Origin of the sequence: Paracidovorax oryzae ATCC 19882 (assembly GCF_000687165.1) — a bacterium.
Lineage (GTDB): Bacteria > Pseudomonadota > Gammaproteobacteria > Burkholderiales > Burkholderiaceae_C > Paracidovorax > Paracidovorax oryzae.
Genome location: NZ_JMKU01000049.1, coordinates 1 through 15,536, shown reverse-complemented (window position 1 = coordinate 15,536; position 15,536 = coordinate 1). Strand labels below are relative to the sequence as shown.

15 protein-coding genes and 1 pseudogene are annotated in these 15,536 nt (G+C 64.2%); 7 read left to right on the top strand and 9 right to left on the bottom strand.

What is annotated here, in order from left to right; genetic code table 11:
* The coding region (locus T336_RS26360; protein WP_026434156.1) for a transposase at positions 1–315 on the bottom strand (315 nt) is incomplete at its 3' end.
* 232 nt (positions 316–547) lie between these two features.
* On the opposite strand from T336_RS26360, the gene T336_RS26355 reads away from it, so the two are divergent.
* Complete coding sequence (locus tag T336_RS26355) at positions 548–1,402, top strand: hypothetical protein (RefSeq protein WP_084151504.1); 855 nt, start codon at positions 548–550, stop codon at positions 1,400–1,402.
* A gap of 3 nt (positions 1,403–1,405) precedes the next feature.
* Positions 1,406–1,906, top strand: coding sequence for a hypothetical protein (locus T336_RS26880; protein WP_156957925.1), 501 nt, complete (start codon positions 1,406–1,408; stop codon positions 1,904–1,906).
* 138 nt (positions 1,907–2,044) lie between these two features.
* Here the strand turns inward: T336_RS26880 and T336_RS0122100 are convergent, their stop codons facing one another.
* On the bottom strand, positions 2,045–2,944 hold the full coding sequence (locus T336_RS0122100) for a LysR family transcriptional regulator (RefSeq protein ID WP_026434155.1): 900 nt from the start codon (positions 2,942–2,944) through the stop codon (positions 2,045–2,047).
* 104 nt (positions 2,945–3,048) lie between these two features.
* Here T336_RS0122100 and T336_RS0122095 point away from each other — a divergent pair, with 104 nt between their 5' ends.
* The 3 genes from T336_RS0122095 to T336_RS0122085 are packed head-to-tail and all read left to right on the top strand — an operon-like array spanning position 3,049 to position 6,001.
* Complete coding sequence (locus tag T336_RS0122095; RefSeq protein ID WP_026434154.1) at positions 3,049–4,023, top strand: Bug family tripartite tricarboxylate transporter substrate binding protein; 975 nt, start codon at positions 3,049–3,051, stop codon at positions 4,021–4,023.
* A 48-nt stretch (positions 4,024–4,071) separates the two neighbouring features.
* Positions 4,072–4,911, top strand: coding sequence for a substrate-binding domain-containing protein (locus tag T336_RS0122090; RefSeq protein ID WP_026434153.1), 840 nt, complete (start codon positions 4,072–4,074; stop codon positions 4,909–4,911).
* 25 nt (positions 4,912–4,936) lie between these two features.
* A complete protein-coding gene (locus tag T336_RS0122085; protein WP_026434152.1) occupies positions 4,937–6,001 on the top strand; it encodes a porin in 1,065 nt (354 codons plus the stop codon).
* 30 nt (positions 6,002–6,031) lie between these two features.
* Here the strand turns inward: T336_RS0122085 and T336_RS0122080 are convergent, their stop codons facing one another.
* From T336_RS0122080 to T336_RS0122070, 3 genes are all read right to left on the bottom strand, one after another.
* Positions 6,032–7,048 carry a Bug family tripartite tricarboxylate transporter substrate binding protein gene (locus T336_RS0122080; protein WP_026434151.1) on the bottom strand — a complete coding sequence of 339 codons (1,017 nt, stop codon included), beginning with the start codon at positions 7,046–7,048 and terminating at the stop codon, positions 6,032–6,034.
* Between the two features lie 132 nt (positions 7,049–7,180).
* A complete protein-coding gene (locus tag T336_RS0122075; RefSeq protein ID WP_026434150.1) occupies positions 7,181–8,698 on the bottom strand; it encodes a tripartite tricarboxylate transporter permease in 1,518 nt (505 codons plus the stop codon).
* An 18-nt stretch (positions 8,699–8,716) separates the two neighbouring features.
* On the bottom strand, positions 8,717–9,139 hold the full coding sequence (locus T336_RS0122070) for a tripartite tricarboxylate transporter TctB family protein (protein WP_026434149.1): 423 nt from the start codon (positions 9,137–9,139) through the stop codon (positions 8,717–8,719).
* A gap of 156 nt (positions 9,140–9,295) precedes the next feature.
* Here T336_RS0122070 and T336_RS0122065 point away from each other — a divergent pair, with 156 nt between their 5' ends.
* Both T336_RS0122065 and T336_RS0122060 read left to right on the top strand, forming a co-directional pair.
* Positions 9,296–9,988: a response regulator transcription factor gene (locus tag T336_RS0122065; protein WP_013594412.1), complete on the top strand. Its 693-nt coding sequence runs from the start codon at positions 9,296–9,298 to the stop codon at positions 9,986–9,988.
* Complete coding sequence (locus T336_RS0122060; protein WP_026434148.1) at positions 9,978–11,420, top strand: sensor histidine kinase; 1,443 nt, start codon at positions 9,978–9,980, stop codon at positions 11,418–11,420. The genes T336_RS0122065 and T336_RS0122060 overlap by 11 nt, the downstream gene beginning before the upstream one ends.
* A gap of 3 nt (positions 11,421–11,423) precedes the next feature.
* Here T336_RS0122060 and T336_RS0122055 read toward each other — a convergent pair whose 3' ends face one another.
* From T336_RS0122055 to T336_RS0122045, 4 genes and pseudogenes are all read right to left on the bottom strand, one after another.
* Positions 11,424–12,014, bottom strand: a complete 591-nt coding sequence (locus T336_RS0122055) for an SGNH/GDSL hydrolase family protein (protein WP_225980321.1) — start codon at positions 12,012–12,014, stop codon at positions 11,424–11,426.
* 333 nt (positions 12,015–12,347) lie between these two features.
* A pseudogene (locus T336_RS27240) lies at positions 12,348–12,918 on the bottom strand (SDR family NAD(P)-dependent oxidoreductase).
* A gap of 1,348 nt (positions 12,919–14,266) precedes the next feature.
* The gene (locus T336_RS26875; protein WP_209435994.1) at positions 14,267–15,034 is read right to left on the bottom strand and encodes a hypothetical protein; all 768 of its coding nucleotides are present in this window, start codon (positions 15,032–15,034) and stop codon (positions 14,267–14,269) included.
* 95 nt (positions 15,035–15,129) lie between these two features.
* A partial coding sequence (locus T336_RS0122045; RefSeq protein WP_026434146.1) for an IS5 family transposase occupies positions 15,130–15,536 on the bottom strand: 407 nt, incomplete at its 5' end.

Genomic DNA, 15,536 nt, shown 5'->3' with positions numbered 1-15,536 from the left:
AACGCGCTGCATGCGTTGCGACCCAGTTTCTCGCGGGCCGCGCCAACCTGTTTTTTTTAAAGCCTGCTCCAGCAGGCTGCCACCCTCGCGCGGCTCGCTCCAGATCGCAAAGTACGAGTGCACGGTTCGCCACTTGGGAAAGTCGCTGGGCAGCGCGCGCCACTGGCAGCCCGTGCGCAGCAGGTACAGCACTGCACAGAACACCTCGTACAGATCCACCCTGCGGGGGGCCGTCTTCCTGCGCGCACTCTCCAGCAAGGGCCGGATCACGTCAAACTGCTCGCGCTTGATATCGCTGGGGTACCCTTTTCTCATCCAGCGAGCTTCTCATATCAGTCAGGCGAGACTTTGAACACGTTCTAAGAAGTTGCTGGGCGTCCTCAGGTTGCCCATCACCATTGCTGGTTATGCGCGTGCCAAGTAGCGATAACACGCACTTGTCGATAGTCAGCAAACCAACGCACTCGCAGCTGCAATTGACGTGCTCCCCGATAGCCGTACCACCCAAATGGAAGTGAGGTCCGTCAACTAAGAACTTGCAAAATCCATGGACAGCAATAAAGCTGATATTCTTGTGCTCACGTTCCCGCAATATTTCAGCATACTGGAAGATAAGACCAGGAACAATCCAAGGCTCGAAAATACCATCAGAGCCATCCTGGCAAATACCTCCTTTGGCAAGTATTGGACAGGCACCTTCAGCCCCAATGCGTCTCAGCCTTGGGTAGGACCCACGGCACAAAGTGCCAACGATGTATTGGCAATCACCAAGACGCTGAATGCCATTGGAATTGCGGGGATAACAAGCTACGTCAAAAGCACGGCTAGCGGCTCGTATATTATTATCAAAGGATATGCTGCCCACCGCAGTGGCGCATTGACTGGGACAAGATACTTGGCTACCAATCCCTTGATGATGAAATTTGGCCTTGGAGTTCAAAGCCTGAAGGGCATTGCAATCGGCGGCTTTATTCTGGGCGTCACCGTCTCGACCGGAATCGAGGTCATGGATTTCATTTTTAATAATGAAAAGACAATGTATGATCTCGTAGGAGGCATCGGGGTCGAAGCTGTCAAGGGAGGATTAGGTGGCCTTGTGGCTTATGGTATGGGTGTTGCCGTTGGCAGCTTCACGGCAGTGGCGGTAGCACCACTTGTCACCATGGCATTTTTTGCATTCCTGGTCGGCGCAGGCTTGAATTATGCTGATGAACAATACCAAATAAAATCAAGAGTCATATCAGCATTAAAATCCTTGCCAGAAAATACGAAACAGGGCTTATACAGAATAAATGAGAAATCCGAGTCGTGGCTGAACAAGATGCAAAGTCGCGTGCAAAGCAGCGCCCAGAAGACAGGTCAAGAGTTGGCGAATTGGCTCTGCCCCATATGCAGGAGATAATAATTGCCCAAAGATATCGATCGACAGGAATTGCTGAAAATCCGGAAGGCAATGGTCATTGGACTCCCTTCGATAGTTTTTGTGATTTTTCTCTGTTGCTTTTTTGTTTTGCCGGAAGTTTTCATATCGATAAATGATCTACTGAATGACTCTCCAGTTGTCAGAATATCTGTAGCTGGGTCTTCCGTTTTTTTTGCACTTCCATTGGCACTGATCATGCTTGTGCTTGTCGCATTAAAAGCAATCCCCATAAAATGGGATGGAGCCGACTTGTTTGTCAGACTACTTAACATCAATATCTTTATAGCTGGTGCGTTTATGGTGATTGGAATGCCCGCATTGACCTTGGCGCAATACCATTACCTGCCCACGCTTGGCTACTCAAAATGCAATGAGCTCAGGGGACACCCCACCATATGGTTCAACGACTGGGTGAAGAATCCTGAATGGTGCGTGCATGGAAAAGATAGAGCCTGGGTCATGGAGCAGGCAAAAAAGGAATAACACGGAAATCCTCCCCGCCCTCTCCGCCAGATGCAAAGCCCAAGTAGTCCGCTACTTGGGCTTTTTTCGTTGCGCAGGCCTGTCCCTGTATCGGCGGCCTTGGGGAAATGCCCGAGGCCTACCGCCGTCACCAGCAGTTCACGCCACGCGGTGCGCCTGCACCAGCCGTCTCCGCAGCGCTTCCGCCATGGGCCCCGGCACGCGGTCCCGCCGCTGCAGCAGCCCCAGCGTGCGCCACACCGCAGGATCGGTGAGCGGTACGCCGCAAAGCTCCGGGTGGGTCGGCCGCAGCGCCAGTTGCGGAATGGCCGCGAGCCCCATCCCGGCTTCCACCAGCGACAGCGTGCCGGCCAGGTGGTTGCATTCGTGCCAGGCCACGGGCTTTTCCGGCAGGTCGGCCACGGCCTGGTCCAGCAGCAGGCGGTTGCCGCTCTGCTGCGACACCGACACCAGGCGCTGCCCTGCCAGCTCCGGCCAGCCGATCGCTTCGCGCGCCGCCCACGAGTGGCTTCTCGGCATGGCCAGCACATAGCGTTCGCGCACCAGGGCCTCGAACCGCAGCGCGGGCTCCTGGCTGCCCATGAACCCCAGGCCGAAGTCCACGTCGCCCCGCAGCACGGCATCCAGCACCTGCTGCGCGCTGTCTTCCACCAGATGCACCTGGACCTCCGGTTCGCCGGCCGCGAACTCCCGCAGGACCGGGGGCAGCAGATTCGAAGCGACGGAGGGTATGCAGGCGATGGCGATCCGCCCCCGGCGGCGCTGCAACTGGTCGCCCACGCGCTGCACCGCGTCGTCCAGGCCCGCCAGCGCGGCCTGGGCATCGCGCAGGAAGTCATGGCCCACCGCGGTCAATTCGACGTGGCGCGTCGTGCGCGCCAGCAGCTGGGCGCCCACGGCCGCCTCCAGCCGCTCGACGCGCCGGCTGAGCGCGGAAGGCGATACGAACAGCGCGTCGGCCGCGAGCCGGAAGCTTTGCTTCTCGGCCGTGGCCACGAAGGCCATCAGTTCGCCCATGTCGAATTTGATGCGTCGCATGCAACAGTCACTCTATAAATTGCAATTCACAGAATATTACCGACTCCCTAGCATGGCGGTCTTGCCGAGTTGAGCGGCCCCAGAGACAGATACCAGGAGACAACATGCAAAGACGCACCGTGACCGTGGCCGCCGCATTGGCCGCCGGACTTTCCCTCATCGCCTCCACCGCGAGCGCCCAGGATTTCCCCCCGAAGAAGCCGGTGACGCTGGTGGTCGGCTTCGCGGCAGGCGGCTCCGCCGACATCGCAGCGCGCGTGATCGCCAAGAAGCTCGGCGAAAACATCGGCCAGACCGTGGTGGTGGACAACAAGCCGGGCGCTGGCGGCAACCTTGCCCATGCCCAGGTGGCCAAGGGTCCCACCGATGGCTCCATGCTGCTGTTCGGCTCCATCGGGCCGCTGAGCATTTCTCCCCACTTCATGAAGGTCGGCTACGACCCGCTCAAGGACCTCGCCCCCATCACCATGGGCGTGACCTTCCCCAACGTGCTGGTCGTGCCGGCCAGCACCGGCATCAAGACCCTGGGCGAATTCGTGGCCCGCGCCAAGCGGGAGCCGGGCAAGCTGGATTTCGCCTCCACCGGCCCGGGATCGGCCTCCCACCTGGCGGGTGAACTGCTCAACGACATCGCGAAGATCAACACCGTGCATGTGCCCTACAAGGGCGGCGCGCCGGCCCTGCAGGACGTGCTGGGCGACCGCGTGACCTCGTTCTACGCGGCGCCGCCCACGGCCCTGCCCCACCTGGAATCCGGCAGGCTGGTCGCCCTGGCGACCACCGGGCTGACCCGCCCGGCCTACCTGCCCAACGTGCCCACCGTTGCCGAGACCTACCCCGGCTTCAACGCCACCAACTGGTACGCCTTCGTGGCGCCCGGCAAGACGCCCAAGGCGCTGCTGGACCGCTGGAACACCGAACTCGTGAAGGTGCTGAACGCGCCCGACGTACGCGACAACCTGCTCAAGCACGGCCAGACCGCCGCCCCCGGCAGCCGCGAGGAACTGGGCAAGTTCATCGCCGCGGAAAACGAGAAATGGGCCCGCATCATCCGCGAGCGCAACATCACCGCGGACTGACGCCGGCCGGCACGACGGATTCGAAGAGACCATAAAAGGAGACAAACCATGCAAGCCCCCCTTCCGAAACCCCTGCCCGCCTCCGGCCTGCGCCGCCGCACCCTGGGCTCGCTGCTGGGCGCTGCGGCCCTCACGCTGGGCCTGGCCCTGGGCGCGGCGGCCCCCGCGCCCGTGCAGGCGGCGGAAATCCGCGTCGTCACCTCCGGCGGCTTCTCGGCCGCCTACGACCAGCTCGTGCCGCTCTACGAGCAGGCCACGGGCAACAAGGTCACTACGGCACGCGGCGCCTCCATCGGCAACGCGCCGGACTCGATCCCCAGCCGCATGGCGCGGGGCGAGCAGTTCGACATCGTGATCCTGGCCGATTCGGCGCTGGACAAGCTGATCGAGCAGGGCAAGGTGCAGGCGGGCAGCCGAGTGGACCTCGCGCGCTCCATGATCGGCATGAGCGTGCGCAAGGGCACGCCCCGCCCGGACATCAGCACCGTGGATGCCCTCCGGCAAACCCTGCTCAACGCCAGGTCGATCGCCTACTCGGCCAGCGCCAGCGGCACCTACCTGTCCACCGAGCTGTTCCAGCGCCTGGGCGTGGCAGAGCAGATCAAGGACAAGGCCAAGAAGATCTACAGCGAACGCGTCGGCGCGGTCGTGCTGCGCGGCGATGCCGAGATAGGCTTCCAGCAGGTGAGCGAACTGCTGCCCTTCAAGGAGCTGGATTTCGTGGGCCCGCTGCCGGACGAAGTGCAGCAGCGCGTGTTCTTCTCGGCTGGCGTGGCAACCGGTTCGCCGGAGCCGGAAGCCGCGCGCCACCTGATCCGCTTCCTGGCGGCACCGGCGGCCGCAGCCATCGTGCGCAGCACCGGCATGGAGCCCGCTGCGGCCCGCTGACCGCGCGCCGTCCCGAAAGCACCCCATGAAACTCCACCGCATCGCGATGGCGACAGCCGCCTGCGCGCCGTTCCTGGCATCCGCGCAAAGCACCGTCACTCTCTACGGTATCGCCGACCTCGGCATGCGGCACACCTCCGGCATGACGGCGGCCAACGCCCCCATCCCGTCCTCGGCCACGGGCATCGCGAGCGGCGTGGACAACACCAGCCGCTTCGGCCTGCGCGGCCGCGAGGACCTGGGTGGCGGCCTGCATGCCGTGTTCAACCTGGAAACCGGGCTGAACCTCGATACCGGCACCCAGGCCCATGCCACGAAGTTCTTCGACCGCGCGGCCATCGTGGGCCTGGGCGGAGCCTGGGGCACGGTCACCGCCGGCCGCCAGACCAACCTGCTGGCCGATGCCATCAGCCCCGTCGATCCGGTCGGCATGCGCTTCGCGTCCTTCAATCCGAACATCGCGACCACGGCGCTCAGCAGCCACGGCCTGGGCATCGAATACGGCTCCGCGGGCGCTACGAACGGCTCCTACCGGCTCGACAACGCGCTCAAGTACGTCGGCCGCTTCGGCCCGGTGACGGCGCGGGCCATGTACGGTTTCGGCGAGAACGCCGCTGGCGCCAACCTGCAGTCCTCCCGCGGCGCGGGCCTGGCCTACGCGTCGGGCGGCCTGACCGTGTCCGGGGCTTACCAGAACTTCAAGTCGCCCGCCGGACTCGCGCTGGACGCGGCCACGCTGGGCGCCGCCTACCAGTTCGGCAGCGTCAAGCTCATGGCGAACACCGGCCGCAGCAAGGCGGACACTGCGGCCACCGCACGCACCGTGCAGCGCGTGCATTCGGTCGGCGGCACCTGGGCCGCGTCCCCGGCCATCGACCTGACGGCATCCGTGTACCGCCTCGACCGCGACCGCAGCGGCCTGCAGGGCGACGGCTACACCCGTGCCATCCTGTTCGCGGAATACAAGCTGTCGCGCCGCAGCCGGCTGTACGCCGAGCTGGACCGCACGAACTGGCGCGCCGGCTACCAGGGCGCGGCCAACAAGAGCGCGGCAACCGGGATCACGGCCGGCGTGATGCACACGTTCTGACCCGGGTGCGCCCCGCCCCGGCTGCATCGCTCAGTCGGGCTTGATCTGCGCCCGCGCGATGACCTTCTTCCAGCGCTCCTGCTCGGTCGCGATGAACTGCGCGAACTGGGCCGGCGTGCTGCCGATCGCCTCGGCCGCATCCCCGGACAGCCTGCGCTGCGACTCGGGCGCCTTGACGGCCTTCATGGTTTCCGCGGCAAGCCTGTCGATATGGTCCTGGGACAGGCTGGCGGGCGCGAGCATGCCGTACCACTGGGTCATCTCGAAACCCGGGAAGCCCTGCTCGGCCACGGTGGGCACGTCCGGCAACTGCGGCAGGCGCTGCGCCGACCCGGTGGCGATGCAGCGGACCTTGCCGGACTTGATGAACGGGACGATGGCGGCGGCCCCGATGGCGGAGGCATCCACGCGGCCCGACAGCAGGTCGGTCAGCATCGGGCCTGTCCCCTTGTAGGGCACGTGCAACATGAAGACCTCGGAGGTCATCTTGAGATACTCGAACGCCAGGTGCCCGGCGCTCCCATTGCCCGCGGAGCCGTAGCTCAGCTTGCCGGGATTGCGCTTCGCATACGCGATGAACTCGCGCAGGTTCTTCGCGGGCACGTCCGGATGCACCACGTAGAGGCTGGGCACCTTGGCCAGCAGGCTCACGGGCTTGAAGTCCTTCGGCGACCAGGGCAGCTTGTCGAAGATGTACGGGTTGACGGCCAGCGTGCCGATGTGCCCCAGGATGATCGTGTGCTGGTCGTCCGCGCGCGCCACCTCGGACATGGCGATGTTGCCGGCGGCGCCGGGCTTGTTGTCCACATACACGTTCTGGCCCAGCGTCTTGGAAAGCTCGGCCGCGGTGGAGCGCGCGACGATCTCGGAACTGCCGCCTGGCGCGAACGGCACCACGAACCGCACGGACTTCGAAGGCCATGCGGCCTGCGCCCCGGCGAGGCCGGGCCACAGGCCCAGGCCGCCGGCGGCCGCCCCGGCGAGCAGGAATTGCCGGCGCCCGGACACGAAAGGGCGGGACTCCGCCTGGGAATGGAAGGAGGTCATGGGAAATCCCTGCGCGTTGTCGAAAGCGCCGATCATGCCGCCGCCACGCGCAGGCGGCACCGCCCCGCCGCCCCCTGTTTACCCTGATGAACGCCCACGCAATGCAGGCGTCGCCGGACGCCGCCCGGAGGGTCAGGCCCCCGGCTCCGCCACGGGTACGGGCGCCGGCTGCGGCTGCTTGCGCTGCCGGAAGAAGGCCACCACCTGCCACAGGATGAAGGCAGCTATCAGGCTGAGCAGCGTGCCGCTGATCGGCCGCGACATGAACACGCCGAAGCTTCCGCGCGACAGCAGCATCGCGCGCCGGAAGTTCTCCTCCAGCATCGGCCCCAGGATGAAACCGAGCATCAGCGGCGACGGGTCCAGCTCCAGCCGCATGAACAGGTAACCCAGCACGCCGAACACGACGGTGATGTAGATGTCGTCCAGGTTGTTGTTGATGCTGAAGGTGCCGATGCAGCAGAAGAAAAGGATCGCCGGGAACAGCACGTTGTACGGGATCTTGAACACCGACAGCCAGTAGCGCACCAGCGGCACGTTCAGGATAAGCAGGAAGCAGTTGCCGATCCACATGCTCGCCACCAGGCCCCAGAACAGCTCGGGGTGCCCCGCGATCATGTTGGGACCGGGCTGGATGCCCTTGATAATGAAGGCAGCCATCATCAGCGCCATCACCGCGTTCTCGGGAATGCCGATGCTCATCAGCGGGATGAAGCTGGTGCGGGCGGCGGCCTCGTCGGCGGCAGCCTGGCCGGCCACGCCCTCGATGCAGCCGGTGCCGATCTCGTGCTTGTACTTGCTGACCTTCTTGTCCAGCGCGTAGGCCGCGAACTGCGCGATCACCGGGCCGCCCCCGGGCAGGATGCCGAGGGCCGAGCCGACGACGCTGCCGCGCAGCGCGCTCGGGACGATGCGCTTGAACTCCGCCCAGGTCGGAATCAGCTTGATCTTGCCGTTGAAGGGCGAGCGCTCCTCGCGCGAATCCAGGTTCTTGGTGATCTCCGCGATGCCGAAGCAGCCCAGCGCGATGCTCACGATGCCCACGCCGTCCGCCAGGAACGGCAGGCCCAGCGTGAAGCGCTCCGCACCGCTGTTCACGTCGGTACCCACCGAGCCGAGCAGCACGCCCACCAGGCACATCGCCAGGCCGTTGAGCAGGCTGCCCGTGGTCACGAAGCTCACGCACACGAAGCCCACGAGCATCAGCGCGCAGTAGTCGGGCGGCCCGAAGAGGAATGCCACCTCGCCCAGGCTGGGCGCCAGGAAGGCCAGTACCACGATCGCCACCGTGCCGCCGATGAAGCTCGACACCCCCGCGGTGAACAGCGCCAGTCCGGTCTTGCCCTTGAGCGTCATCGCGTAGCCGTCGATGCACGCCACGATGCTGCTGGCGTGCGGTATCTTCATCGTGATCGCGCTCACGCTGTCGCCATATTGCGCGCCGTAGTAGATGCCGGCCAGCATGATGAGCGCGCCGGTCGTGTCCATCGAATAGGTCAGCGGCAGCAGCAGGCTGATGGTGGCCAGCGGTCCCAGGCCGGGCAGCAGCCCCACCAGGGTACCCACGGTGCAGCCCAGGGCGCAGAACATCAGGTTCTGGATCGTGAGCGCGTGGCCGAAGCCGAACGCGAGGTTGTGCAGGACGTCCATGTCGGTGCTCCCTTCGGCTCAGTACAGCGGCAGGCTCTGGCCCAGCAGCTTCTGGAACCCGAAGGCGATGGCGATCAGCACCGCCGCGATCTTCACGTTGCGCGCCACCGAGTACGACGTGCCGGCGAACCCGGAACAGAACACCAGGAAGACGATGCCCGCGATCATGTTCACGAAATGGGAGATGAGCGCGAAACCGCACAGGCTCGTCAGGATGATGGCGATGTTGCGCGGATTGAAGTTCAGCGGCACGGGCGCCACCAGCCGCGCGCGCAGCACCGTGATGCCGCCGATCACGAACAGCATGCAGCTGACGATGAACGGGAACAGGCCCGGCCCCGCATGGCTGAGCGAGCCCAGCGAGTAATGCACCGACGGCAGGCCAAAGGCCAGCGCCAGCGCCATGAGGACGAAGCCCCGGACGAGATTGCGGTTGTTCATGATCGAAACGGTCTCCTGTGTGGTTCAGCCAGCCGCTCCTTCCACGCGGCGGCACCGGTGGCTGGGGTATGCTGGCAGTGGCACTATTGCCACCCAACCTGATCGCGGGCTGACCCTGCCCGTGCGTATTTCCACGTAGCCCTGCCTGTTCCCGCGATGCGCATCCTCCTGGTGGAAGACGATCCCGTCCTGAGCCGCACCATGGCCCAGGGGCTCGAACGCGCGGGCCACCGCGTCGAACTTGCCCAGAACGTGGAAGACGCCCAGCACTGGTGGGCGGTGCAGCCCTTCGATGCCGTGCTGCTGGACCTCAACCTGCCCCATGGCCCGCAGGCGCGCAGTGGCCTGGGCAACGGCCTCACGGCGCTGCGCAGCGCGCGGGCGCGCGGGGACCGCACGCCCGTGCTGGTGCTGAGCGCCCGCGACAGCACTGAAGAGCGCATTGCCGGCCTGGACGCGGGTGCCGACGACTACCTGGGCAAGCCCTACGAACTCAAGGAAGTGGAAGCCCGCCTGCGCGCGCTGGCGCGCCGTGCCACCGGCTCCGGTGACCTCGTCACCGTGGGCCGCCTGCAGCTGGACCGGCAGGCGCGGCGCTGCAGCGTGGACGGACAGGCGCTGGAACTGCCGGCGCGCGAATTCGAACTGCTCTGGGAGCTGATGACGCCACCGGGGCGCGTGCTGAGCAAGAGCGACCTGTCGCAACGCCTGTCCGATGCGGGCGAAGCGCTGGGCGACAACGCGCTGGAGGCCTTCGTCTCGCGCCTGCGCCGCAAGCTGGCCGGCAGCGGCGCGGCCATCCGCACCTTGCGCGGCCTGGGCTACACCCTCGGGGAAGATGCCTCCTGAACCACGTCCTGCCGCCCGGCCGGCGCTGCGCCAGCGCATCGGCCGCCACGTGCTGCTGTCGCTGCTGCTCATCTGGGGCCTGGGCAGCGCCGTCGTGCTCGTGGTCGGCAGCCACTTCGTGGCCGAGGCCTTCGACCGCGCGCTGCTCGACGATGCCCATGCCCTGGCAGTGCACGTGCGAGGCGGTGCGCAAGGCCCCCTGCACCTCGACCTGACACCCCGCGAAGCGGAACTGCTGCGCTTCGACCAGCATGAGTCCGTGCGCTTCGCGGTGTGGAACGACGACGGACAATTCGTGGGTGGCGACCCCAGCCTGCCCGCGGCCCCCCTGCCCGGCGGCACCAGCGGAGGCATCCGCGGCGGCGATCACCGCTACCGCTTCTCGGACATCGTGCTGGACGGGCGCGAACTGCGGCGCGCCACGCTGCGCGTCGAAGGTCCGCCTGCCTACACCGTGGTGATGGCCCAGACCACGTCGCAGCGCGCCCAGTTGCTGGGCCGGCTGCTGCTGTTCTCGGTGCTGGCCCAGTTGTGGCTGCTCGTGGCGCTGGGTTCGTGGCTGCTGCGCGGCATCGAGCGCGACCTGCGGCCGCTGGCCGAACTGCAGGACGCCATGGCGCAGCGCGATGCGGCTGATCTGCAGCCCCTGCCCGGCACGCTGACGGCACAGGCACGCACCAGCGACGTGCAGCGCCTGGGCGAGGCCCTGGACGGCCTGCTGGCCCGCGTGCGCCAGGGGCTGCAGGCGCAGCGCGAATTCGCCGGCAACGTGGCCCACGAACTGCGCACGCCACTGGCCGGCATCCGGGCGCAGGCCGCCAACGCCCTGGCCCAGGACGACCCCGCCGTCTGGCGCAGCGAGCTGCAGGGCATCGCCGACGCCGAACAGCGCGCGAGCCGCACCGTCAACCAGTTGCTCGCCCTCGCTCGCGCGGCCGAGGGCGAGATCGCCTTGCCCCTGCAGACCGTGGCACTGGAAGCTCTGGTGCGCAAGGTGCTGCTGCGCTACCTGCCACGCGCCGACGAACTCGGCGTGGACCTGGGCGCCGAAGGCCTGGACCAGCCCGTGGCCGTGCGCGGCGAGGCCGGTCTGATCGAGGGCATCCTGAACAACCTCCTGGACAATGCACTGCGCTATGGCCGCGGCCAGCCGCCGCGCATCACCGTCACCCTGGAGCAGTCGCTCCCCTGGGCCGTGCTGCGCGTGGCCGACAACGGCCCGGGAGTGGATGCCGGACCGGACCTGCACCAGCCCCAGCGATGGACGCAGGGTGAACAAGGCCTGCGGCTCGGCCAGGGCGCCGGGCTGGGCCTGGCAATCGTGGCCCGCTACGTGGAACTGATGAAGGGCCGCGTGCAGGTGGAGCAGACGCCCGGAGGCGGCCTCACGGCATGCGTGTACCTGCCCACCGCAACGCAACCGGAAGCGTAGGAACTACCTTGCGCGCTCGATGGCCGCGACCAGCAACTCGGCAAAACGGTCACTGGCCTCCTGCGAGCGATGGACGAAATCGGGCTGCAGATCCTGCTCACCGCGGTAGTCGGCATCCCAGCCCGCGTGCTCGATGCCATCCCGCTGCGCGATGTCGTGCATCACGGCATTGAGCGCCTCCCAGTTGGCGATCCACTCTGCCGGGAAACGGTCGGCAGGCATGCGCGCCAGTCCCGTGAAAACCGGCCGGCCCCCGGCCGCGCGCACCACACTCACGGCCTTCTCGAGATCGGCGCGATAGGTGTCGGCAGGCACCATGCCGAAAGCATCGTTGGCGCCCAGCGCAATCACAATGATCTTCGCCGTGTGCGGCTCGGAAGGAAACGTCTGGATGGCGGTCTCCATGCGCAGCCCATTGGCCGTGCGGTCATCCAGCTTCCACCGCGGCCGGGCGGCCTGGATGCGCTGCACCGGCGTGACCGGGACCCCATAGCCGTGCAGCAGGCTGTCTCCGTTGAGCTCGACCGTCAGCGGACAGCGGTAACCGAACACGCGGCACAGGATGTCGTCTAATTTGCCCATGAACTTCCTCATGCGGTCGGCTGGGACGGCAATCAAGATGAAGGGAGGGGTGGCGTCGAGCCATTTTGCCGATGGCCTTGTCCGAAGCCTGCCGGCCGGTTGCGCCAATATACATGGAAGCCGCGAGGCGATATGTCGCCACCGCCGCGGGCACGAGGATGGCGAGCTGCAGAGGCTCTGTGGTAATGAAAATCTGCGGCAGCACCCAACTGTCGCCGAGGTTCTGAAAATGGCTCTGCGGCACCAGTCCGGATTTCCCCGATTTGCTGGGCAGCGGCCAATGGCAAAACACGGTGGCCAGACGTATTTCAGCCATTCGCGCGCCCGCTTGAATCAAGGACCTGGCTAGTGCATCACAAGCCCGCCATCGACGGCATACTGGCTTCCCGTCACGAATGAGGCTTCTGATGAGAGGAGAAAGAGAGCAACCGCTGCTGCCTCATCTGGCGCCCGCCCGCCCCAGCGGAACTTGATCTATGACGAATTTCTCGAAGCCGTCACGGGCTTCATCCGGCAGGAAGCTTCTGAAATTTGTATCGACTGGACCTGGCACCAGCGTATTGACACGAATACCCCGGGACGCCAGCGCCGAAGCCCACGACCGAGCCATCGCGATGACGGCCCCCTTGATGCCGGCGTAGAGACCCGTTGCAGCCGCCCCCTCGTACGTGGAGCTGGACGAGGTGATCACGACCGAGGCACCCGGCGAAAGATGTGGTGAGAGAGCGGCCAATTGAAGCATTGGCCCTCGCACATTCGTAGCCATCATGCGATCGAATTCTGCGGCGTCAGTTTCCTCGGGAGCACTGAGGCTCGCGTAGGCTGCATTGAGCCAGAGGCCGTCCAGCGGGCCGGCGGAAGAGACAGTGTCGGCAATCGCTTTGGTGGTTGGTTCAGCTGCATCGTTCCTGAACACCAGTGCGCCCGGCCCAAAGTTGCGCGCGCAGATTCCAGGCGGCTTTCAGTCATCCCCGTCACGAGGACCTTGCCTCCCTACGCGACGATGCGCCGGGCTCCAGCCAAGCCTATTCCGCTGGTCCCCCTCGTGATCAGGATGCGTTTTCCGTTGAATCTTTCCGTTGAGTTTTCCATGGTTGCGTGATTCGTCTGTGATCGTTCGGCGCCGGTCTGTACAGCTCGCTCGAACCGTTCGGGTTTCGCTGGGGCATAGGAACTGGCACAGTGCAAGCCCTCCGGGCAGACGACATCCTTTATATCTTTCGCGCTGCAGGATCTCTGTCAGCACAGCGCGCGATGTCGCCCAGCGGCTCTTCACCGGCTCCATCGACAATGGGCTGATTCCCTTCGATTCCCGGCCGGCCTGCACATCGACACCGAGGAACGCGTACCCCGCCCGGCCACGAAGACGTGCAGCTGGTAATTCGCATCTACGGGAAATCCATCCACGAGCACTCATACCCGCTCCGGAGCTGCGCGTGGTGAGTCCTTCGGGTATTGGTGCGAATCCGGTGCGATTTCCAGCGCACCACCGGATCCTGCAAGGCAAAAAACGCCATATGCTGGGGTTGCCAGTATGTGGCGGTGCCTTTGTGTGGTGGAGCTGGCGGAAATTGAACCCGCGTCCGACCGCGCATTTACGCGGGGTTCGGGCCATCCGTGCGAAATCGGTGCGAATTCCCGTCCCTTGGCGACACGGCAAAACACCGGCAATTCGTTCTATTTTGTAACCGTAGCCAAGGATTCGAGTCCCCCGGGCAGACCCGCATTTCCACGCTGACGGCTGTACCTCTGCACCTCTGCAGCTCCTGCAGGGATGTTCCAGGGAGGAATTCGTATTCAACAGGCGCAACTCAGCTGATCGGTCCAGCCCCATATCTAAGAGAACCTCGTCCAAGCCGTCCAGGCGCATTGGGCGGCGCATGCCAGCGCCTACCCGCAGAAACCGGTCCAGGGCCCGCTCAGCATGTAGCCCCTCGACGAGGATCGCCGGGCGATCCGCGGCGCGGTCATCGGTCAGCCACACCTGGACAGGGAGCCCAGCGCCTCCGTGAGCATAGCCAGCCGGGCCGGCACTGGCTCACGGCACTCCACAAGCACGCGCACCCGCAACTCCATGATCTCCATACGCGGCACGACCGCACAGCCTGTGAACACCAGTGGGGTTGGCGTGAATTCCAGTTGCAGCACGGTCTAGCTGATAGCAAACTTCTCTCAGCCCCGCACGATCCGGTAACAGGCGGACCATAGTGCGTGCACCGTGCTATTTCACTATTGCCGCCCTATCGCCGTTTGCATAACGAAAGTTACTGAACCTTCCGAATTTTCAGTCTTTGGTGGTATGTAAAGTTTCCGAAGACTGGAGGATTGGGCGGAAGCTGAGACCAATCGGCGTGCTTCAAACAAACTCCATTATTTCCGTTGCCAATGACCTGCCAATTAGATGGCAACTTAGTCACAGAAACATTATCAGCGCAAAATTCTGTTTCCGTTCCTACAGGAATAGCGGGATCACCGATGTATACAAAGGTCAAAGGGTTAATATATGCAGTACCACAAGCCTCGAAGCTTTGAGGGCTGCTGTACAACAACCAACCAGGTATTGAAAAGTAAGGATTCGGATTCACGCATGCAGGAGTGGTTTGGTAATTGAACACATAAGGCTGCGGTCCACCATCGAAAAGAACCTCAACGGAATTTTGAAGTTCAAAATTAGAGCCATCTGGATTCAAAAAATATGCACGAACTGTGTGCCACTTGTTGTCGAGGTATTCAGAGGGGTAGTCCAGGGCTCCTTGAAATCCGTGCGCACCTCCGTCTCCACAAGCCGCCCCGACCGCTTCTTCTCTCTGAATGTTCGCCTGAACTGCGCCAAGGACTTTCCCGTCGTCCCGGTAAAAGTGGAGCCACCCTTGATAATTAGGCAGACTGGGGTTGCATGCCCACCCCTCCACCGTCCTCTTGTTCGGTGCTCCAAAATACCCAGCAGCTTGTGCGCTAGAGACGAATGCGACCGCACCAAAAGCAGCAACCATTGCCAATTTTCCCAACTTCATAAATTCTCCTTTATTCATACAAGATTAGTCGATTTGTTCCATTTTTGGAAAATTGTTTCCCATCGAAATTGGCTCATTGATAGATATTCCCCCGTTGTCAGGAAGTGAGCGTGTTATGAACTTCCCGCCGCAGCCAGCACCCGTGCGGCTGCGGGCAACATGAGCACGGCAAAGACCAGGAAATGCAGCCCGCCGAGCACTTCGGGTAGGCGCTCGTACTCCCGCGTGAGTCTGCGGAATCTCGCCAGCCAGCCGAAGCTGCGCTCCACCACCCAGCGCCGGGGTAGCAGCACGAAGCCCTTTTTCGCTTCGGGCAGCTTCACGATCTGCAGATCGATGCCGTTGTCCCTTGCAGCCTCTGCTGCCACCTCGCCCGTATAGCCCTGGTCCGCCCAGCCCAGCTTCACCGAGTGGCCCGTGGCCTGCTGTACGTCTTCGCACAGACGCTGCACCTGTGCGCTTTCCTGCTCATTGGCCGGCGTGACATGCACCACCAGCAGGTGCCCCAGGGTGTCCACGG